Source organism: Chryseobacterium sp. FR048 (assembly GCF_056844665.1).
This window is the reverse complement of record NZ_JBXDSE010000002.1, coordinates 806823-828220: the sequence shown is the minus strand read 5'-3', so window position 1 is coordinate 828220 and position 21398 is coordinate 806823. Positions and strand designations below refer to the sequence as shown.

At 37.1% G+C, this 21398-nt stretch carries 22 protein-coding genes; 15 read left to right on the top strand and 7 right to left on the bottom strand.

From position 1 onward, the window contains the following. Nucleotides 1-4: 4 nt before the first annotated feature. The gene (locus AC106K_RS08695; RefSeq protein ID WP_482444563.1) at nucleotides 5-424 is read right to left on the bottom strand and encodes a helix-turn-helix transcriptional regulator; all 420 of its coding nucleotides are present in this window, start codon (nucleotides 422-424) and stop codon (nucleotides 5-7) included. Nucleotides 425-697: 273 nt separating this feature from the next. Between AC106K_RS08695 and AC106K_RS08690 the strand changes: the two genes are divergently transcribed. Next, nucleotides 698-2851: an alkaline phosphatase PhoX gene (locus tag AC106K_RS08690; RefSeq protein ID WP_482444562.1), complete on the top strand. Its 2154-nt coding sequence runs from the start codon at nucleotides 698-700 to the stop codon at nucleotides 2849-2851. Nucleotides 2852-2908: 57 nt separating this feature from the next. Beyond that, on the top strand, nucleotides 2909-3808 hold the full coding sequence (locus AC106K_RS08685) for a leucine-rich repeat domain-containing protein (protein ID WP_482444560.1): 900 nt from the start codon (nucleotides 2909-2911) through the stop codon (nucleotides 3806-3808). 2 nt (nucleotides 3809-3810) lie between these two features. Here the strand turns inward: AC106K_RS08685 and AC106K_RS08680 are convergent, their stop codons facing one another. Continuing rightward, entirely contained in the window at nucleotides 3811-4134 is a 324-nt protein-coding gene (locus AC106K_RS08680) for a translation initiation factor (RefSeq protein ID WP_047099033.1), read from the bottom strand. A gap of 156 nt (nucleotides 4135-4290) precedes the next feature. On the opposite strand from AC106K_RS08680, the gene AC106K_RS08675 reads away from it, so the two are divergent. The 8 genes from AC106K_RS08675 to AC106K_RS08640 all read left to right on the top strand — a co-directional run bounded on the left by AC106K_RS08675 (nucleotide 4291) and on the right by AC106K_RS08640 (nucleotide 12123). After that, the gene (locus tag AC106K_RS08675; protein WP_482444558.1) at nucleotides 4291-4851 is read left to right on the top strand and encodes a hypothetical protein; all 561 of its coding nucleotides are present in this window, start codon (nucleotides 4291-4293) and stop codon (nucleotides 4849-4851) included. Between the two features lie 42 nt (nucleotides 4852-4893). Further along, the gene (locus AC106K_RS08670; RefSeq protein WP_482444556.1) at nucleotides 4894-5874 is read left to right on the top strand and encodes a hypothetical protein; all 981 of its coding nucleotides are present in this window, start codon (nucleotides 4894-4896) and stop codon (nucleotides 5872-5874) included. 135 nt (nucleotides 5875-6009) lie between these two features. Next, nucleotides 6010-6939: a DUF2268 domain-containing putative Zn-dependent protease gene (locus AC106K_RS08665; protein WP_482444554.1), complete on the top strand. Its 930-nt coding sequence runs from the start codon at nucleotides 6010-6012 to the stop codon at nucleotides 6937-6939. Between the two features lie 244 nt (nucleotides 6940-7183). Continuing rightward, entirely contained in the window at nucleotides 7184-8725 is a 1542-nt protein-coding gene (gpmI, locus tag AC106K_RS08660) for a 2,3-bisphosphoglycerate-independent phosphoglycerate mutase (RefSeq protein ID WP_482444552.1), read from the top strand. A 149-nt stretch (nucleotides 8726-8874) separates the two neighbouring features. Continuing rightward, on the top strand, nucleotides 8875-9852 hold the full coding sequence (locus AC106K_RS08655) for an acyl-ACP desaturase (protein WP_482444550.1): 978 nt from the start codon (nucleotides 8875-8877) through the stop codon (nucleotides 9850-9852). 98 nt (nucleotides 9853-9950) lie between these two features. Beyond that, a complete protein-coding gene (locus AC106K_RS08650) occupies nucleotides 9951-10382 on the top strand; it encodes a BT0820 family HAD-type phosphatase (protein WP_047099037.1) in 432 nt (143 codons plus the stop codon). A 164-nt stretch (nucleotides 10383-10546) separates the two neighbouring features. Then, complete coding sequence (map, locus tag AC106K_RS08645) at nucleotides 10547-11356, top strand: type I methionyl aminopeptidase (protein ID WP_047099038.1); 810 nt, start codon at nucleotides 10547-10549, stop codon at nucleotides 11354-11356. Next, on the top strand, nucleotides 11356-12123 hold the full coding sequence (locus tag AC106K_RS08640) for a class I SAM-dependent methyltransferase (RefSeq protein ID WP_482444548.1): 768 nt from the start codon (nucleotides 11356-11358) through the stop codon (nucleotides 12121-12123). Before map ends, AC106K_RS08640 begins: the two co-directional genes overlap by 1 nt. A 76-nt stretch (nucleotides 12124-12199) precedes the next feature. Here AC106K_RS08640 and AC106K_RS08635 read toward each other — a convergent pair whose 3' ends face one another. The 3 genes from AC106K_RS08635 to AC106K_RS08625 form a co-directional block, all read right to left on the bottom strand. Beyond that, the gene (locus tag AC106K_RS08635; protein WP_482444546.1) at nucleotides 12200-12916 is read right to left on the bottom strand and encodes a T9SS type A sorting domain-containing protein; all 717 of its coding nucleotides are present in this window, start codon (nucleotides 12914-12916) and stop codon (nucleotides 12200-12202) included. Between the two features lie 111 nt (nucleotides 12917-13027). Then, on the bottom strand, nucleotides 13028-13360 hold the full coding sequence (locus AC106K_RS08630) for a DMT family transporter (RefSeq protein WP_047099040.1): 333 nt from the start codon (nucleotides 13358-13360) through the stop codon (nucleotides 13028-13030). Between the two features lie 645 nt (nucleotides 13361-14005). Further along, nucleotides 14006-14569, bottom strand: coding sequence for a Crp/Fnr family transcriptional regulator (locus AC106K_RS08625; RefSeq protein WP_185288188.1), 564 nt, complete (start codon nucleotides 14567-14569; stop codon nucleotides 14006-14008). A 429-nt stretch (nucleotides 14570-14998) separates the two neighbouring features. On the opposite strand from AC106K_RS08625, the gene era reads away from it, so the two are divergent. After that, a complete protein-coding gene (gene era / locus AC106K_RS08620) occupies nucleotides 14999-15874 on the top strand; it encodes a GTPase Era (protein WP_482444544.1) in 876 nt (291 codons plus the stop codon). A gap of 66 nt (nucleotides 15875-15940) precedes the next feature. Next, a complete protein-coding gene (locus AC106K_RS08615) occupies nucleotides 15941-16372 on the top strand; it encodes a DoxX family protein (protein ID WP_482444542.1) in 432 nt (143 codons plus the stop codon). A gap of 75 nt (nucleotides 16373-16447) precedes the next feature. Here AC106K_RS08615 and AC106K_RS08610 read toward each other — a convergent pair whose 3' ends face one another. Beyond that, entirely contained in the window at nucleotides 16448-16597 is a 150-nt protein-coding gene (locus tag AC106K_RS08610; RefSeq protein WP_482444540.1) for a bacteriocin-like protein, read from the bottom strand. A 121-nt stretch (nucleotides 16598-16718) separates the two neighbouring features. Between AC106K_RS08610 and AC106K_RS08605 the strand changes: the two genes are divergently transcribed. Continuing rightward, entirely contained in the window at nucleotides 16719-19121 is a 2403-nt protein-coding gene (locus AC106K_RS08605) for an alpha/beta hydrolase family protein (protein WP_482444538.1), read from the top strand. Between the two features lie 140 nt (nucleotides 19122-19261). On the opposite strand, the gene AC106K_RS08600 is transcribed toward AC106K_RS08605, so the two are convergent. Continuing rightward, on the bottom strand, nucleotides 19262-19951 hold the full coding sequence (locus AC106K_RS08600; RefSeq protein ID WP_482444536.1) for an HAD family hydrolase: 690 nt from the start codon (nucleotides 19949-19951) through the stop codon (nucleotides 19262-19264). Between the two features lie 76 nt (nucleotides 19952-20027). Between AC106K_RS08600 and AC106K_RS08595 the strand changes: the two genes are divergently transcribed. Then, nucleotides 20028-20591, top strand: coding sequence for a Crp/Fnr family transcriptional regulator (locus AC106K_RS08595; protein WP_482444534.1), 564 nt, complete (start codon nucleotides 20028-20030; stop codon nucleotides 20589-20591). A gap of 272 nt (nucleotides 20592-20863) precedes the next feature. After that, on the top strand, nucleotides 20864-21367 hold the full coding sequence (locus AC106K_RS08590; protein WP_482444532.1) for a GNAT family N-acetyltransferase: 504 nt from the start codon (nucleotides 20864-20866) through the stop codon (nucleotides 21365-21367). The last annotated feature ends 31 nt before the right edge of the window (nucleotides 21368-21398 follow it).

The window sequence follows — 21398 nt, the reverse complement described above, 5'->3', positions numbered from 1 at the left end:
CAGATCAGTCTGTTTGTTTTGTTTGAATCAGCTTTTCAAGTTTATCAATCATTTCCTGTTGTTGTTTCAGCATACGCTCATAAAGTTCAACCATTTTGTCAAGAGGATTGAAAGTAGGTTGATTATTAAAAAAGGCTGGTTGTTGACAATTATCAAATGAGGCTGTATTAGAAATAATATTGATGGCTTGTTCTTCATCAAAGTTCTCAATTGCTTCAGCCGGCACTTTAAGAATCTGAGCTACCTGTGCCAGAATATCAGATTCTACTGTTTCTTTTTGTTCCAAAAGAGAGACTTTCTTCTGATTCCAGTCTTCGCCCAATTCGAAAGCTAAGGCTTCTTGCTTGATGCCCAGCATTTCCCGGAAACGCTTGATATTTCTGCCCTGATGTATTTTTTTATTTTGCATAGCTGTGTCAATCATAATAACAAATATAAAGTTTTAAGAGATAAGAATAAAGCTTGTTTTCAAAATAAATTATCTTCTAAAATATTCATGTTTTTGAATAAAATTTCTCATTTGTGAATGATTTAGCTTATTGAATATAATTTGTTTTGAAACAATTAACAGAAACTTAATCCTCTTAACATTAGGTTTTAAATAAATTAATATTCCCGGTTTTATATTTAAAATCCTATTAACAGAGGGGTGGCCCTAAAAAAATAGTTTTGCACCATCTGATAAATCAAATAAAAAATGAAGAAAAAACTACTAACAATTGGAGCTTTGGCTCTACTTGCCGGTACTGGCATCCAGGCGCAAACCTTAATATTCGATAAAGGAACGTCATGGAGTTACAAAGACAACAACCAGGCTCAGCCGGACGCATGGAAAACCAAAACTTATGACATCTCAACATGGGCTGTTGGAAACGGTCCGCTAGGATACGGAGATCCTGTAACGACTACCATCAACTCCGGGCTTACTACGGCTTATTTTGCAAAAGATATTACAGTAAACCTTGCTACACTTTCTGATAATATGGAACTTGGTGTGATGAGAGATGACGGTATCGTGGTATACCTTAACGGTGAAGAAGTGGTAAGAGATAATATGCCTGCGGGAGCCATTACTTTCAACACTTTCTCAAGTACAACGATTGACGGAGCTGCAGAAAATGTATACAATATCTTCTCTATTCCGAAATCAAAATTTGTAAATGGGGTCAACAGAATTTCTGTTGAACTGCATAACAGAAGTGTCACCAGTTCGGATCTTAGAATTGATGCTTACCTGAAAACAACATCCAATACAACTACTCCTGTGGCTTGTAACGGAACCCATATCAGCTGTTTTACGTCTATTGTACCTACTACGCAGACCGGGAAACTGATTATTCCGGCAGAACACAAATACCAGCTTATTCTGAAAGAAGGTGACAACTATACTGAAGGCGGTGGTATGGTAGGAGGTCAGAACGACTTTACAGCCTACGTTGCCAAATCAGGAAGCAGTACCAACGGGTATCTGTCTGTAAACCACGAGACCAATCCTGGAGGAGTGACTATGGCAGAAGTGAACTATAACGGATCAACAAAACTTTGGGAACTGACAAAATCAAGAGCTGTAAACTTCTCAGACCCTAGCCTTGTACAGACCATCAGAAACTGTTCAGGAGGTATTACTCCTTGGGGAACGGTGATTACTGCTGAAGAATCTGTGAGTTCTAATGATGTAAATGCTGATGGATACAAAGATTATGGATGGTTGGTTGAAATTGATCCTGCAACCGCTCAGGTAATTTCTAAAAACCCGAATGGAACCAAAGGAAAGCTTTGGCAGATGGGAGTGATGAACCATGAGAATGTGGTGATCAATAATGCCGGAACTATTGCTTACTATGGAGAAGACGGAGGTACTCATATGGTATACAAATATGTAATGGATACTCCTAATGATCTTTCTTCTGGGGATCTTTACGTATTAAAATTAGATCAGGGACTGAATACCGCAGGAGATCCGGCAGGAACTACAGCAACGTGGGTAAAAGTTCCGAATAAAGAAAAAGCAGATCAGAATAATACTGCAAACCTTGCTTTTTCTGCAGGAGGTACTAAATTTAATGGTATTGAAGACGTTGATATAAGCCCGTTGGATGGCAGAATTTATTTTACATCCAAAGGTTTAAACAAAGTATACCGCTTAAAGGATGACGGTACAACAGCTTCGAATGTAGAAACTTTCGTAGGAGGAGCTTCTACGGTATATTCTTTCGATACCGCTCAGGGAGTGAAATCTGAAGTATGGGCAGACGGAAATGATAACCTTACTTTCGATGAACTTGGAAACCTTTGGGTGCTTCAGGATGGTGGTAAAAACTACATCTGGGTAGTAGCTCCGGATCATACACAGGCTAATCCTAAAGTGAGATTGTTCGCATCTATGCCAGCAGGAGCAGAACCTACAGGGCTTACCTTTACTCCCGATCACAAATTTGGTTTCTTCTCCGTTCAACATCCGGATTCTACCATCTCTACCGATATTGACGCAACAGGAAATACAATAGATTATAAAGGTAAATCTGCAACTGTAGTAATTGCTCTTAAAAGCAACTTAGGAATCGAAGGTTCTCTAGGTACAATCGATAATAAAGTGGCTGAGAATACAGTAACTGTAGCTCCAAACCCAACTTCGGGAATCGTAAAAATCAATTCTGCAAAAGGTTTGAAAGATATTACAGTAACGGCTTACAGTTTAGACGGAAAGATCGTTTTTACGAAGAAGTTCAATGGAGTCAGCAAAGCTTTGGATCTTGACTTCACACAACAATTGGAAGGATCCCGTGTTTTAGTATTGAATATTGAAGCAGAAGGCGGATTCCAGAAAACCGTAAAACTTTTAAAGAAGTAAATTATTAATAAATTCCGGTCTTCCGGCAGCGAAGCTGCCGGAAGACCTTTTCTATATATGAAAAAGCTTTTCTTATGTATTTCCTTAGTGGTACTTTCTCAGGTGAAAGCACAGATCGACCCGGTAAAATATCCTACATTTACCAATATTGAAGATGCTTTAAAAAGTAAAAAAGCGGTTTATAGCATTAGTTTCAGAGAAAAAGGACTCTTTAATCTTCCGCCTCAGATCGTGAAACTCGATTCGCTGTTCTTTCTGAACATGATGGGGAATAAACTTGAGAAAATGGATAAAGAACTGTTTGCACTGAAAGAACTGAAAATATTAATCGTCAACGAAAACAGCATTAAATACATCCCAGATGAAATAGGCGAGCTGAAGAAACTGACTACTTTTTCCATGAACCTGAATAACCTGACCAACATCAATCCTAATATAGCAAAACTTCAGAACTTACAGGTCGTTCATTTTGATGCCAACAATCTTAATGTTTTTCCTGAGGCTTTGATGGAAATTCCGAATCTGGTAGAGATTAATCTTCAGGGAAATCAGATCAGCTTTATTGCAGATCAGCTGGATCGGATCAAAAACCTGAAATTTCTGAATCTTTCCGATAATCAGATCAATGATCTGGGAAACTTATCTTTTCCTAAAAATTTAAAATATCTGGAACTGCAGCAGAATGCCATTGTAAAACTTCCTGAGAATCTGTTCAAATCCAGAAACCTCGAATTTCTGAATGTAAGCGGAAACAATATCAAAGAAATATCACCGGAAGTAAAAGGGCTGAAAGGCATTGTCAGTATGAACCTGGCCAATAACAACCTAAAAGACCTTCCTGTAGAAATCAGTCAGCTGAAAAATCTGAAAACCTTGATTCTTACAGGAAACCCTATAGAAAAATCTAAAATTGAAAATTTAAAAACCCTGTTGCCGGGAACCGAGATCTATTTCTAGATCTACCCGCCGACACGTTTGGTTTTATATCCCATCTCTTTAAGGATATTCATTATTTTATCACGGTTATCTCCTTGAATGATGATCGTTCCATCCTTCTCAGAACCGCCTATGCCTAAGGTGGTTTTTATTTTCTTTGAGATTTTTTTCAGGTCTTCTTCACTGCCTTCCCAACCCTCAACAATCGTTACAGGCTTACCGTTTCTCCCTTTTTTCTCAAATTTGCATACCAAAGGTTCCTTCTGCTTGAATGCTTCTTCAGGCATCTCAAAATCCTGCTCCTCATGATCAGGAAAAAGATTCTTTAATTGATCTCGTAAATCCATAGAGCAAAATTAAAAAGAATTACCGATTAATAAATAAAATCCCCTCGAAAATTGCAGAATAATTTAGGTAAGCTTTTCTGAAAATATTTGTCATATTAGCCCTTAAAAATGGCCCAAAATAAATATATTAGCCTGTAAACACTGAATTATAAAAGAATGACAGAAAACAATCAACGTTTTTCTATGAAAGAATGGCAGCAAAATCACTTAGATTTATTAACAGAATGTATCATTAACGAAACAACCTATTTATACCACTACCTCAAAGAAAAAGAGGATGAAATATATGCAGTAAGTTTAATTCTTGATTCTGATGCTTTAACAGCCTACTTAGCTGTTTCCACTTATGGAAGCCTTAAAAATAAACATAAAAAAAAGAAATGGAATTCTGAAGAATGGGTATTTACGATAACAGATAATGATGCAGAGCCCAATCTCGATACATTTACTAAAATAATGGTAACAAGATACCGGGAAGAACTTGTTCCTAAATTTAAAGAGGGATTCAAATATGCAGATGAAAGAAAATCAAATATAGAGATGTACACGAAAAGTTTAAAACAGGCTAAATCTGAGCTGGCAAAAAAACTGGATTTGTCTTTTAATGACATGATCTTTTTTGTCAATATTCCGGGTGAACCTAAAGTTGTCAAAAAATCGGCAAAAATAGTGAACAAGGATTCAGAGCTTTTAAATGATCTTCTCAAGGCCTATTAAAAGCTTAATCTTTCGCTATAAAAAGAAAAGATATAATGAAAATTGAAAATAAAAAAACACTTAAAAATAGGGAGAATGCTGGCTGATCTACATAAAATGAGCTTCATTGATATTGAAAATCTATCGGATGAAAAAAATAAAATACTTACAGTACGAATTGAAGAACCCGTTGAGGTTGAAAAACTGGTTATTTTAAATACAATACTGGATATAAAGGAGCTTTTAGTCTCTGTTATTATAGAATCAGAGAGCTGTCTGTCTGATTCTCTGGCTTCCGGTATTCATGTTTTTCCCTATTTGTCCAATATTTCCAGATTGAAAATATATGTCAGTGACTATGATGTGAAATTGGAAAATCTGAAATTCTTGAAGAGTATTCATCATCTGAAATACCTGGATATTTCAACCCATGCGAAAAAGAATCTTAAGTTCGATGAGTTAACGAAATTTCCGGCAATAGAATACTTTAGTTACCTGTGTGAAGGACTAAGCAAAGAACAGCATCTTGTTGTAAACAATTTTTCAGGGCTGAAATATCTGGCAGTATATGATTTGAATTTAGCATTAATGAAAATCCATACCTCAGTAAATGAGTTGAGGATACACCGGAAATTAACGAATCCAGCGTTGTTCTTAGAAAAGTTCCCCAATATTGAGAGCCTGGTTGTAGAAAAGTGTGATGATCTGGACTTTCAAAACAATATAGCAGTTCATCCCAATTTAACAAATGTTTCTCTAAGATATATGAACAGTATTGTTGAAATTCCAAGGTTTGAAAATCCGGGAAAAATTAAAAACCTATCTCTTTTAGGATTAAAAAAACTTAAGTCTATCAATAACATTAAAGAAATGGAAAATTTAGAAGTACTGGAAATTACCAATATCAGGAATGTAGAAATTGAAGACTTCTTAGTGTTAAAAGAATTGAAGGCGTTAAAAAAAATATACCTTGTATTTGAAAAAGCTCATCTTAATATCGAATTTGAGCAATTTGCCATAGAAAATGAATTGTCACTAATATAATGAAACATAGAGGGAAATAAATTTATATAACTGAAACTGATGGTGTTTCAGAAACCTTTCCGCTATTGTAATATAAATCTTAGGTTATCCTGAAGTTTTTATATTTTTGACTGATTTTATAACTTGAAAACTAATATGAAAACCAACCACCTCGTTGCTTTTTTGCTGTTGACTTTTGGAATAGCCAAAGCTCAGACCGCATTCTCCGGTGATCCTCTAAACGCTGTATTCGAAACCAAAGATACCGACCGCTTCTGGAAAGCATTTGATAAAATGGAAACGTCTAAAGAAAATCCGTTTGCAGACTATATGAAAAATGGTTCGCCGGGCGTGAAAGGATTTACAGAATTCAGAATCATCAATGCAGATTCATTATATTCAAAAGTAAAAAAGAGACGGGAAGACTATTTGAAAAGCCGTAATGTGCTGGCTGGAATAGGACAAAAAGAAAAGAAAACCAGAGCTATCTACAGTGCTTTGAAGTACTGGTATCCGGAAGCCACATTTCCGCCGGTGTATTTTGTATATGGAAGATTTAATTCAGGAGGAACCTCTTCCAATGATGGAATTATTATCGGAACCGAAATGCTTAAAAATCTTGATGGGGTTACTGGACTTATTGCTCACGAGTTGATTCATTTTGAACAGAATGTTGATGGAAAAAATACTTTGCTAAAACAATCTCTGGTAGAAGGAAGTGCTGATTTTATCGGGGAATTTATTTCCGGAGAACATATCAATCCCGTTCCGTTCCAATATGGGGAGAAAAATGCTGACAGACTGTTTAAAGAATTTGTACCTATCATGAAGCAGGAAGAACAGAAAGATTGGTTATACGGAGTGAGCAAAAAAGATGACCGTCCCAATGACCTGGGATATTGGATAGGATACAAAATTACCGAAGCTTATTTCAATAAACAGACCGACAAACGTAAGGCAATCCATGATATTCTGAATATTAAAAACCCTCTGTTATTCCTGAAAGAAAGTGGTTTCCTTGATCGCTATATCCAGGAATATACGAAGAAAAATAAAATGAAGTTCGACGATTTTTTTAAAGATTAGAACGGATTAGACAATCAGAATACTTTGATATAGAAGTGTTTTGAAATGCAATAATTTATCAATCTGCGAAATCAGCATAATCTGCGAGACTTATTATTCTCTTAAAGATCCTGTTGATTTTGCAGATTTTTTTCTTTTATCCGATGCAGTATATAGAAGAAAATGGAGATAAATAAAATTCGGGATTTCAAATTCTTCTATTCATCGGAAATTCGGTAAATTTGTAGTACAAAAGTTTTACAAAATGTCAAAAAAAGCAATACTGGCAATCCTTGACGGATGGGGATTGGGAACAAACCCGGACGTTTCCGCAATAGATAAGGCAAACACACCATTTATAGACAGCTGTTACCAAAAATTTCCTCATACAACCCTTGAAGCAAGCGGACTGGCTGTAGGACTACCTGCAGGGCAGATGGGAAATTCCGAAGTAGGTCACATGAACCTTGGTGCCGGAAGAGTCGTTTACCAAAACCTGGTAAAACTGAATATGGCCGTGGAAAACGGAACTTTAGGACAGGAAAAAGTGATTCAGGATGCTTTTGAATATGCTAAAAAAGAAAATAAAAAACTACACTTCATAGGATTGGTATCCAATGGAGGAGTTCACTCTCATATCAATCACCTGAAAGGATTACTGACGGCTGCAAAAGATTTCGGTCTGAATGAGAATGTTTTTGTACATGCCTTCACAGACGGAAGAGATTGTGATCCGCATTCAGGATTCGGATTTATTGATGAACTTCAGAAGCATATGGAAGCTACCACAGGAAAACTGGCAACAGTAGTGGGCAGATACTATGCGATGGACAGAGATAAAAGATGGGAGCGTGTAAAACTTGCTTATGACGCCCTTGTAGAAGGAGTAGGAGAGCAGACTACAGATGCTTTGGCAGCCATTAAGGCTTCTTATGAAAATAATGTAACCGATGAATTCCTGAAGCCTGTCATTTTGATGAATACAACAGCAACAGGGAATGTAGTACCGGTAGCTAAAATCAATGACAATGATGTGGTGATCTGTTTCAATTTCCGTACAGACAGAGGAAGAGAGATCACAGAAGTTCTTTCACAGAAAGATTTCCCGGATTATGGGATTAAGAAACTTAACCTTTATTATATTACGTTGACGAACTATGATAAAACATTCCAGAATGTTCAGGTTGTTTTCGACGAAAATGTATTAACGGAAACGATGGGGGAAGTGCTTGAAAAAAACAACAGAACCCAGATCAGAATTGCAGAAACAGAAAAATACCCTCACGTTACTTTCTTCTTCTCTGGAGGAAGAGAACTGGAGTTTGAAGGGGAAAGAAGATTGCTGTGCCCAAGCCCGAAAGATGTTCCTACTTACGATCTGAAGCCTGAAATGTCAGCTTATGATATTACCAATGCTATTGTACCGGAACTGGAGCAGGGAACTGCGGATTTTGTTTGCTTAAACTTTGCCAATACCGATATGGTAGGGCATACAGGCGTTTTTGAAGCGGCTGTAAAAGCGGCAGAAGTAGTTGACCAGTGTATAGAAAAAGTAGCAACAGCTGCGTACGAAAACGGATATGCTGTTTTTATCCTGGCAGACCACGGAAATTCTGATGTGATGATCAACGCAGACGGAACACCAAATACCCAACACTCTACCAATCTGGTTCCGTTCATTGTGATGGATAAAGATCATACATGGAACTTAAAACAGGGAAAACTGGGTGATGTAGCCCCTACCATCCTTAAAGTAATGGGGGTTGAGATACCGGATGCCATGACAGGAGAGGTTTTGGTTGACTAATATTCAATAATAATCATAAAAAAATGTCGTTATAATGACAGATAGGCATTTTTTTATGATTTATGTCAGATAAGGTATGAGTTGCATACTTTATTATGCGCTAAATAATAAATAAATCATATCTTTGCTAATTAAAACTGAATATAAAAATGTATCAAAAGCTTGTTAGGAAAGAAGTAATGGGATTATTGGAAAAGGAAGTAGGTTCTTTTCTTGAAAAATTTTTAACGCCAATTGAAAAAATTTGGCAGCCGTCCGATTATTTGCCAGATCCATCAAGCGAAGAATTTAAACATGACTTAGAAGAAATTCAGACTTTTGCCCGTGAAATGCCTTACGATCTTTTTGTAACCCTGATCGGAGACTGTATCACGGAAGAAGCTCTTCCTTCCTATGAATCCTGGCTGATGGGCGTTGACGGTATCAATCAGGAAGAAAAAGTAGGCTGGGCCAACTGGGTGAGAGCCTGGACAGCTGAAGAAAACAGACATGGTGATCTATTGAACAAATACCTTTACCTGTGTGGAAGAGTGAACATGAGAGAGGTTGAAATTACCACTCAATATCTGATCAACGACGGTTTCGACCTTGGAACCAGTATGGATCCTTACAGAAACTTTATCTATACTAGCTTCCAGGAGACAGCTACCAATATCTCTCACAGAAGAGTAGGTACACTGGCAAAACAGTCAGGGAACGGAAAATTGGCTAAAATGTGTGGCGTAATTGCAGCAGACGAGGCAAGACACGCAAAAGCTTACAAATATTTTGTTGCAAAAATCCTTGAAATAGACCCTTCAGAAATGATCCTTGCCTTCGAAGATATGATGCGTAAGAAAATCGTAATGCCGGCTCACTTAATGAGACAATCCGGGCAGAAAGCAGGGGAGCTTTGGGGACATTTTTCAGATGCTGCACAAAGATGTATGGTATATACCGGTCAGGATTATATCAACATTATGAAAGACCTTTTAGATGAATGGAAAATTGAGCACGTAAAAGGACTTACTGAAAAAGCTGAAAAAGCTCAGGAATATCTGATGAAGCTTCCTTCAAGATTGCAGAAGATTACAGACAGAGTATCTACTCCGGATCTTCAGTTCCAGTTCAGCTGGGTGAAGAGCTAACGGTTTATATTATTCTTTAAATTATAAAAAGTATTGAGTGCCTTTCTTTTGGGCACTCTTTTTATTTCTTATCTTTGCAAAGCTAAAAAAAGAACAAAATGTTAAATAATAAAAAGATTGCTGTTGACTTTGACGGAACCATTGTGGATGACGCTTACCCGGCAATCGGAAAACCGAAAACCTTTGCTTTCGAAACTCTGAAGAGACTTCAGGCTGAAGGGTACAGACTTATCCTTTGGACTTACAGACACGGAAAAACATTAGACGAAGCGGTAGAATTCTGCCAAAAGAATGGGGTTGAGTTTTATGCTGTCAACTCAAGTTTTGAAGGAGAAGTTTTTGACTCCGAAAACCAATCCAGAAAATTGGATGCAGACTGGTTCATAGACGACAGAAACTTAGGCGGTTTCCCTGGATGGGGTGAAATTTACAATATTATTCAGGAAAGAATAGAATTCCGTGTAGAAGGAAAAGAAGTTCTTGCCTATTCAAAACTAAAAAAAGAAAAGAAAAAAGGACTTTTCTGGTAAAATATAGAGGCTGGAAGCTGGATATTAGAGGTTAGTTTTTTAATATCAAAAGTTTCTGATCTTTTATAATTTATGATAGAAAGTTCATAAGATGATTAGACGCAAAAGTAAGCGCAAAGCTGTAATCTGGCTTCTAACATCTAATATCTAACATCTATACAACAATGATTCAATTAAAAACGATAGACGAATTACGTCTGATGAAGGAGAGTGCCCGACTGGTTTCTAAAACATTGGGAATGTTGGCAAAAGAAATAAAACCGGGAATTACGACTTTATATTTGGACAAACTGGCTCATGACTTTATCAAAGATCATGGGGCTGAACCTGCGTTCTTAGGATACGGAGGTTTCCCGAACTCTCTGTGCATTTCTCCGAATGAGCAGGTAGTACACGGTTTCCCGAATAATGAAGTAGTGAAAGAAGGCGATGTTCTTTCTGTAGACTGTGGGGTGATCCTTAACGGTTTCGTGGGTGATCACGCTTATACTTTTGAGATCGGAGAAGTGAAGCCGGAAGTTAAAAAACTGTTACAGGTTGCTAAAGAATCTCTTTACAAAGGAATTGAGCAGTGTATCAGAGGAAAAAGAATCGGTGATATTTCCCACGCCATTCAGGCACATTGTGAAAAAGAAGGCTACGGAGTTGTAAGAGAGCTTGTAGGTCATGGTTTGGGAAGAAAGATGCACGAAGATCCACAGGTTCCTAACTACGGAAGACAGGGGAGCGGAAAAGTGATCAAAGACGGTTTGGCCATCGCTATCGAACCGATGATCAACCTGGGAACAGAAAAAGTAAAATTCCATAATGACGGCTGGACGGTAACTACGCTGGACAACTTGCCATCTGCTCACTTTGAGCATGACGTTGCTGTGATTAACGGTAAACCGGTATTGCTTTCAACATTTGAATATGTATACGAAGCATTAGGAATTGTAAGTGATGAAGAAAAGCAGTTCCAACTGGATTTTTAATGAAAAAGGTTACTAAACTTTTACTGAATAAAATTCCTCGTCCGATGCTGATCAAAATGAGCATCTGGGCAAGACCGCTTATCTATCAGATGTTCAAAGGAGACCAGTTTTATGATCCTATCGACGGAAGATCTTATCGTAAGTTTCTTCCCTATGGATATGGAAAACAAAGGGAAAATGCCCTTTCTCCCGGAACATTAAGCCTGGAGAGACACCGCCAGATGTGGCTGTATCTTCAGAATGAAACTGATTTTTTCATTAAAAACTATAAAGTATTGCATATTGCTCCCGAACAGGAATTTCTAAGGAAATTCAAAAGAATGAGCAATCTCAATTATATTTCTGCAGACCTTTACTCTCCGATTGTAGATGTGAAGGCCGATATTCTGGACTTACCCTTTGAGGACGAAAGCTTTGATATAGTGTTCTGCAACCACGTTCTGGAACATATTGAAGACGACGCCAAAGCAATGAGCGAATTGTACAGGGTAATGAAGCCGGGAGGCTGGGGAATTCTTCAGGTTCCGATGAAAAACTCATTGGAGAAAACCTATGAAGACTTTACCATCAAAGATCCTAAAGAACGCCAGAAACATTTCGGGCAGTATGATCACGTTCGTTGGTACGGTATGGATTATTTTGACCGTTTGAAAAAAGCCGGCTTTGAAACTGATATTAATTTCTATTCACAGAAATTTTCAGATGAAGAAATCAAAAAATACGGACTGAGAAGCAATGAAATTCTACCCGTAGTTTATAAAAAATAATGCAGATAAAGCTAATAAATAAAACCGTCCTCAAATAATGAAGACGGTTTTGTTTTTTTTGAAAATCTGACGTGTTTTATTCTTTAATAAAAGGAACAGATTGATAGTTTTCAGCAGTCAGAATATATTGCCCTTTGGGAAGGGTTCTCACATTGATTTTTATATTTTTATCATTGCCATTTGTTTCGTAAACAACCTTTCCCGATGCATCGAAAATCTTTACAGGAAGGTTTTTCTGGATATTTTCTACATAGAGATCTTCCTTTACCGGATTAGGATATACCGAAAATGTTTTCTTTAAGGCTTTAGCCTCTTTGGAAGACAGATAAAAATTGTTGTAATAAATCTGGTCTCCGTTATCAGGGTTGGTAATGATCAGTGTTTTGCCTGAGCTGCTGTCTGTAATTTCATAATTTAAAGTACTTCCGGTTACAGTGCTGACGAAAATGTTCTGATAAATGTTATCAAAAGTATTAACAGCCGTCGCATTATTTCCCATATAGGTTGTAAGCGTACAGCCTAAGCCTTTTTTAATGAAGCTTGAAGAGTTAGGTACAAACTGCAGATCGATCGTACAGGTGTTGAAGTATTTTGAATCAAAATAATATTCCGTTCCGGGAGTGCCGGTTGCCATTCTGAACTTAGAAGGATTGAGAGCCGCATCCATGGCAGGAACATTGGTGGTCTGACCATTATAAATAGTCTTCGAAATATACCACTCATTATTCAGCAGATCCTGGCTTTGAGCCCACGCAAGACCACTCATTAGTAAAAAGAGTACCGTTTTTTTCATGATTAAAAGTTTACTTAAAAATAACACTTTTCTATTAATAACAGAACATAAAAAAACCGCCTTCTTATAGAAAACGGTCATTTTTAAATATAGATAGAGTTTATGTGCTTTTTAATGGGATGTAGAAACCGCTTTCAGGCCTACTACAGAACCAATAAGGGTAACAATGAAGAATATTCTCCAGAAACTTACAGGATCTTTAAAGAAGAAAATTCCCATTAAAGCCGTTCCTACAGCTCCAATCCCTGTCCATACCGCATAAGCTGTACCAATAGGTAAGGTCTGGGTTGCCTTGATGAGTAATAGCATACTTATCGTCATGGTTACCAGGAATCCTGCAAACCAATAATAAGACTCTGTTCCGGAAGTTTCTTTTGCCTTTCCCAAACATGATGCAAATGCAACTTCAAACAATCCGGCAACAATTAAGATAATCCAATTCATTTTTTTTAAATTTTTCTACTGCAAATTTCAGCATTTGAAAAGAGAAATAATTTTACAATTGTTAAAAAATGAAGGGTTGGGTAGAAAATTTGAAGAATGGAAGCTGGAGGTGGGAAGAAGGAAGGTATTCTGGTCGCCAGAATAAATTTTTGTTTATAATTTTCCTGATAGGACTTTTATTATTGTGAAACTCGCTGATTTTAATTGGATGTTTGTGCTGTGTATACTGCATTACATCGTATTATGCCGCACTGTACACTGTAATACAATTACGATCAATAGGAGAGGGCAGCCAAAGTTATGATTATCAATAGAGGCGGATCATTAACACGCTATCACTATCAATGAAAGCAGACTATCAATATACTTTATTAATAGAAGTAAACTCTCAACGTGTTATCATTATCAATAGGAACGGACCATGAACATGCTATTACTATCCATGGAAGCAAACTATCAATGTGAATGAATCAGATTATCAGCATATTATGATTATCAATAGGAGCGGACTTTAGTCCGCTTTCAATATAAAATACCTTCCTTTGGCTTTAGCCAAAACTTAAATACGCTACAACTAATGAGTAAAAGACGTCTCGCAGGTTACCAGAACCTCCAGCTTCTCTCTTCCAGCTCCCATCCAATAACCTACTTAATCTCCGCCCGAATCCTGCTCAGACTCACTTGTGTAATCCCAAGATAAGACGCAATATAGCCCAGCTGAACCCTTTTCAGCAGATCCGGCTGATAAGTCATAATATCTTTATACCGTTCCAGAGAAGTTTTGAATTGTCTGGAAATAATCAGCTCTTCTGATTTGATCATTTCCGCTTCAGCCAGTTTCCTACCCCAATTGGCAATATGAATATCTTCATTGAAGAGTGTTTTGAGGTTTTCAGTCTCCAGTCTGTAAAGGTCACAGTCTTCCAGTAATTCAATACTTTCATAGCCGGGCTTATCTTCCACATAGCTTTTCATCGAAAGGACGCATTGTCCCTCGCTTCCGAACCAGAAGGTAATATCATTTTCCGATGTAGAGGCATAGGCTCTGGCAATTCCTTTGCGGATAAAATAGACATAGGGAATTACTTTATCAGCTTCCATCAGGCAAAAACCTTTAGGATGGGAAACTTCGGTGATATGCTGTTTCAGGCTGGCTTTAGAAGTTTCGGGAAGAAGATAAATGGCGTCGAGAATCTGGTCTATATTCATAAAGATGAATTCTAATAGTCAAAAATATCAGTTTTAGGCAATGCGATACAAAATTATTTTATGGTTTTTTCAGAAAGAGAGAATAGGCATCGCTTCGAACCTCTATTTTAACTGGAAAGAATCTTCAGCCTTTAATCGTCATATTTTATCATCAGACTTATGAAAATCTTTGATTTTCTTCTTCTGTGAACTTCTGACCAGCATATTATTAAACTTCTAAAGTGAACTTAAGTGTTTAAAAAAAAATCTTTTGTGATTTTTAAGGTTGAAAATCGGGTGAACTTAAAAAAAATAGAAATAAACCTTCTTTTAAAACCCTTTTACAAAGTTATATAAAGCCCAATAACTCTCTTTTTTCTTTTAAAAATTGAGATTACCCGTAAAGACCGATTTTGTTTTACTAACTTTGCAGTTCGTAATATTATTTTTATGCACAAAGCTGGATTTGTAAATATAGTTGGAAAGCCCAATGCCGGGAAATCGACCTTACTCAACCAATTAATGGGGGAGAAGCTGGCGATTGTAACGCAGAAGGCCCAGACAACCCGTCACAGAATTTTTGGTATTTATAATGAAGAGGACCTTCAGATCGTATTTTCCGATACTCCGGGAGTATTGGATCCTAAATACGGATTGCAGGAAAAGATGATGGATTTTGTAAAAGATTCCCTTCAGGATGCCGATGTATTCCTGTTTATTGTAGATGTTACCGATAAGGCGGAACCGTCAGAATTTTTAATTGATAAATTAAATAAAATCCCTGTACCTGTACTTCTTCTATTAAATAAAGTAGACCAGACCGATCAGGCAGGTCTTGAGAAGCTGGTAGCAGACTGGCACAATAGAATTCCGAAAGCGGAAATTCTTCCTATTTCTGCGCTGAATGCTTTCAATACGGAGGTTATTTTACCTAAAATAAAATCATTGCTGCCTGAGAACCCACCTTACTATGATAAGGACCAGTTTACAGACAAGCCTGAAAGATTTTTCGTTAATGAAGCGATTCGTGAGAAAATCCTTCTGAACTATGATAAAGAGATCCCGTATTCTGTGGAAGTGGTTACAGAGCAGTTTAAAGAAAAAGAAGGAATTATCTTTATAGATTCTATCATCTATGTAGAAAGAGATACTCAGAAAGGTATTATTATCGGTCACAAAGGGGAAGCGATCAAAAAAGTGGGAACTGATGCAAGATTGGATCTGGAAAAGTTTTTCTCTAAGAAAATTCACTTAAATTTATTTGTTAAAGTGAAAAAAGACTGGAGAAAGAATGACAGAGATCTTAAAAATTTCGGTTACCGCTAAACTAAAAACGCTGTAATCCCGTTGTATTAAAAGATTTTTATTACCTTAGTCTAAATTTTTTAGTAAATGATGAACTATAACAATTCCAATTCAGGCTCAATACTTAAAGATATTGTTGTATTAGCAGTGAGGGTATTTATCGGTTTTGCGATGCTTTCTCACGGGTTCCCCAAACTCCAGATGCTTCTGGCAGGTGGTAAAATCGAGTTTTTCGATTTTATGGGAATGGGACCTCAGATTTCTTTAATCCTTACCGTTTTTGCTGAATTTGTTTGTTCAATCTTACTGATATTAGGGCTTTTTACAAGGGTTTCTTTAGGTTTTCTGATCTTTACGATGGTCATAGCTGCTTTTGTAGTCCATGGTGCTGATCCTTTAGAAAAAAGAGAAATGAGCCTTGTTTATCTTTCCGTATACCTTCTTCTGATGGTTGTAGGAGCTGGAAAGGTTTCTGTAGATCATATGATAGAAAGAAGAAAAAGAGCTTCAGACTGGTAAAATATAAAACAGATACAAGATACAAGATACAAGATACAAGATAAAGCGGCGCCCTTAGGGTGCCGCTTTCTGTTATTAATAATTGCAATGCGGTAAGCATTCCCAGATCAGGTTTCCGTTTTCGTCTCTTACTCTGCAGGCCATGTATCCTGAATCGCATAATGGAGCACTTCCGCCGTTGATCGTTTTCAAGTTCTTTTTTGATAATTTTCTTAAATTTTTCATATTATTTTTAATTTGTACAATAAAAGTAATAAAAAACCATTATATGACACTAAAAAGTGTCTTATTTTTTTAATTTTATCAATCTTTCAAAATTCACTACATTCGTAGAAAATGAATTTATATGAAGATAAAACTGACTATTTGCCTTCTGGCATTTCTCAATTTTTATGATGCACAGGAGAATATTACTTACCAAAAGCCTTCTGCCGAAATCCTGAAACTGGCAGATTATCAGAGGCCACCAAGCGTTCTGATGAACAATAAGAAAGATTGGGTGGTGTTCACTTACCGTCCAACGTACAAGACACTTCAGGATCTTAACCAGCAGGAGATGAAACTGGGCGGACTGAGAATCAACCCGATGACTAATATTGCAAGTACCGTTACCTATTTTAATGATCTTAAAATCAGAAAAATCAATGATAAGAACGAAACGCTGGTAAAGAATCTGCCTGCCAATGCAAGAATTACATATATTTCATTTTCACCTGATGAAAAGAAGCTGGCTTTTACCAATACAACCGATAAGGGAGTGGAGCTTTGGACCATTGATCTGGAAACCGCTGTTGCCAAAAAAATTACATCAGATAATCTGAATGCCAATTTAGGAATGCCTTACGTATGGTATAATGACTCACAAAGCTTATTAGTCAAAGTACTTCCTCAGAACAGACCAGCTCTGATTGATTCCAGTAAAGATCTTCCTACAGGACCTATCGTCTCTACAGCCGACGGAAAAGTATCTCAGAACAGAACCTATCAGGATCTTTTGAAGAATCCTCAGGATGAAAAAAACTTTGAAGTTCTTACCGCAGCTGAAATTTATAATGTAGATCTGAACGGAACCCTTAAAAAAGTAAAAGATCAGGATATGTATTCCGGATTAAGCTTTTCTCCAGACGGAAATTATCTGATGACATCAGTAATAAAGAAGCCATTTTCCTATATTGTACCTCTGAATCGTTTTCCAACGACCACTACGGTGTATGATATGAAAGGAAATACTGTAAAAGTAGTCAACGAAGTTCCTCTGAATGAAATCATGCCTAAAGGTTTTTCTTCCGTAAGAACCGGAAAGAGAAATATGATGTGGAGAAGCGATGCTCCGGCGACATTAGTGTTTACTGAAGCTCTGGATGGAGGAGATCAGTCGAAAGCTGCAGAATACAGAGATGAGATCTTTACCTGGGATGTACCTTTTACTGCCGCTCCTAAATCTTTCTTCAAAGTAAAACAAAGATACAATGGAGTAAGCTGGACGAATGATCATTACGCTATCGTTTCAGAAGACTGGTATGATACAAGAAATACCAAATCTTTCCTTGTAGATCTGAATAACGGAGAATCCAAAGTGATTGAAGACAGAAACTCTCAGGACGTTTACAGCGATCCGGGGAACTTTAATACCGTGAAAAACCAATACGGAAGATTTGTTGTAGACATGAAAGGAGGGAAGGCTTATCTGATTGGTGAAGGATTTACAAAAGATGGCCAGCACCCGTTTATAGATGAAATGGATGTGAAATCATTGAAAAAGAAAAGGCTGTATTCTTCAAATGTGAAAAATGCAAAAGAAGCTATTGTTGATATTCTGAACCCATCAAAAGGAGAAATACTGACCACTCAGCAATCGCCAAGCCAGTACCCGAACTATTTTAAAAAGAATATCAAATCCAATAAAGCAGAGGCTGTTACTAATTTTGCAAACCCTTTTGAAAGCATTAAGGACGTTTATAAAGAAGTAATTACCTACAAAAGAAACGACGGAGTTACTTTAACCGGGACTCTTTATCTTCCTGCGAACTATGACAGAAAAGCGAAAAAGGAAAAACTTCCTTTACTGATCTGGGCATATCCTACAGAATATAAAGATAAAAATACAGCAGGGCAGAATACCCAGAACCCGAATGACTTTACTTTCCCTTCTTACGGATCTTTTATCTATTGGACTACGAAAGGCTACGCCGTTTTGGATGATGCTGCTTTCCCAATCATTGGTGAAGGAAAAACAGAACCAAATGATACATTCCTTCCTCAGTTGGTAGCAAATGCTGCGGCTGCTATTGACGCCGTAGATCACTTGGGTTATATCGACAGAAAGAAAGTAGCTGTAGGAGGACATTCTTATGGTGCTTTTATGACGGCTAACCTTCTGACACATTCTGACCTTTTTGCGTGTGGTATTGCAAGAAGTGGAGCTTACAACAGAACACTGACTCCGTTTGGGTTCCAGAGTGAGCAGAGAAACTATTGGGATGTTCCGGAGATCTACAACACAATGTCTCCATTCATGCATGCTGATAAAATGAAAACACCGCTTCTGCTGATCCATGGTGATGCAGATAACAACCCGGGAACTTTCACTTTACAGACTGAAAGATATTTCCAGGCTCTGAAAAACCTTGGAGCTCCAGTAAAAATGGTTCTTCTTCCAAAAGAAGCCCACGGCTATCAGGCAAAAGAAAATATCTTACATGTTTTATGGGAACAGGATCAGTTCCTTGAAAAGTGTTTGAAGAAATAAAAATACAAAAGAGGCTGTTTATCTTAAACAGTCTCTTTTTGATTTAAAAAATATATTGAGGAAGTTAAGGCAGAATTTATAAATTAAAATCTTTTTAAGATCATTCAATGGTTTGCCAATCAGAATTCAAAAATTGGTTTTTAAAGGTGTTTCAGGATTTCATCAATACTTTTCAGTTCCATAAAATTCTGATGCTCCAGATTGACATCATGCTGCTCATGGCTCCAGGTAACATGATAGGGAATATGGGCTGCAGACCCTCCAATTTCAAGGACAGGCAAAATATCCGACTTTATTGAATTTCCAAGCATTAAGAAATTCTCAGGCTGGCAGTCCAGATGTTTCAGTAGCTTTTTATAGTCATTCTCTTTTTTATCACTCATGATTTCAATGTGATGGAAATATTCCTGTAATCCGGAGTTCTTCAGTTTACGTTCCTGATCCAGCAAATCTCCTTTTGTCGCAACCACCAATCTGTATTTTCCTTTAAGGCTTTCTAAGGTCTCCGTCACCCCCTCCAGAAGCTCAATTGGTTTCTGAAGAAGCTCCTGACCAAGTTGAATGGCTTTATTAACCAGTTCCAAAGAGGCTGTATTATTAGAAATCCGTCCAATGGTTTCAATCATGCATAACATAAATCCTTTTACTCCATAACCATACAAATGAAGGTTTTGCATCTCTGTTTTGAATAGTTCCTGTGATACAGAATGCTGTGGAAGATAATCCTCAAGCAGCATACAAAATTCTTTTTCGGCTTCCTGAAAATAAGGTTCATTGATCCAAAGAGTATCATCAGCGTCGAAGGCAATGGTTGTAATATGATTATTCATTTTTGTTTTGTAATTTTCTCCCTGCAAAATTCAATATAAAAACTTAATTAAAAAAGGACATTTGTCCCGGATCAATATGCTAAGAACAAATCAGGCTTTTCTGGACTATTTTGAAGAACTTTACAGACATCAGAAAGAGGAAGACAATATAGTGCTGAAATCTTTTTCCAGAGACGAAAAGATACTGATACAGGATCGACCGCTTTCCAGACTGATGCTTATCAAAGAAGGTATTGCCAAATGTTATTTTACCGAAGAGAACGGAAAAGAATTTATCGTTGAATTTCTGGGAAACGGTGAAATCCTTGGAGAAGTGGAATTGATTAAAAATATAAGCTGTTTGTGTGGTGTACAGGCCATCTCTGATGTGGTAGTTTACGAAACCAATATCCCTTATTTCAAATCGCTGATCCAAAAAGACCTTACCCTGAATCATTTATTATTGAACTCTTTTGCAGAGAGAATTGTGAATACATCCAGCAGAGCCTCTTACCAACAGTTATACACCGTAGAGCATACTTTGGGACAACTGTTGGAGATGCAGGTTAAGCAGAAAATCCAGATTTCAAAAGAAGATATGGCTGCCTATCTGGGCATTACGGTAAGAAGTTTAAACAGAATTCTGAAGGATTTGAAGTAATGTGTTGAGAAACGCTAAGCGATAAAGAATTCTAATGCATATGTTTAATCCGCAAATTTGATTAGATGTTTTTTTCTGCCACTAATGCACGAATCTTTTTTTATTCGTGCATTAGTGGTAATTAAAAAAAAGAATATTATTCCGTATTTGTTGTTTTATTTGTGGGGTTATTTTGTTTTTTATTGTTTTAATTTGATATTTTGATTGTTATTTTGTGGGGGGTGTTTTTAAAATTTATTATTTTTGCATGAAAGTAAGTTGAATATTATCCAATGGAAAAATTAACATTCAGAAATGCTGAGTTGGCAGATTTAAATAAAATCGTAGCCATATATAATTCAACAATTGCCTCAAGAATGGTGACTGCAGACATGGAAGAAGTGTCTGTAGAAAGCAAGCTGAAGTGGTTTGAAGAGCACAACCCTCACACAAGACCACTTTGGGTAGTTGAAGATGATCAGAACCAAATGATCGGATGGGTAAGTTTCAGCTCATTTCATGAAAGAGCAGCATACAATGGTACAGTAGAAGTAAGCATTTATCTGGATGAAACTTGCAGAGGGAAAGGATATGGCAAAACGATCCTTCAGTATTGTATCGATAATGCTGGTAAATTTGAGGTGAAAAACCTGGTGGCTCTTATTTTCCTGCACAATGAGCCAAGTCTGAAGCTTTTCAGATATTTTGGATTTGAAGATTGGGGAACCCTTCCTGATGTAGCGGTTCTGGATGGGGTAGAAAGGAGTCTGAAGATTTTAGGAAGGAGAATTGGTTGATTGGGCAAAAAAGCAAAAACGCGGATTCGTA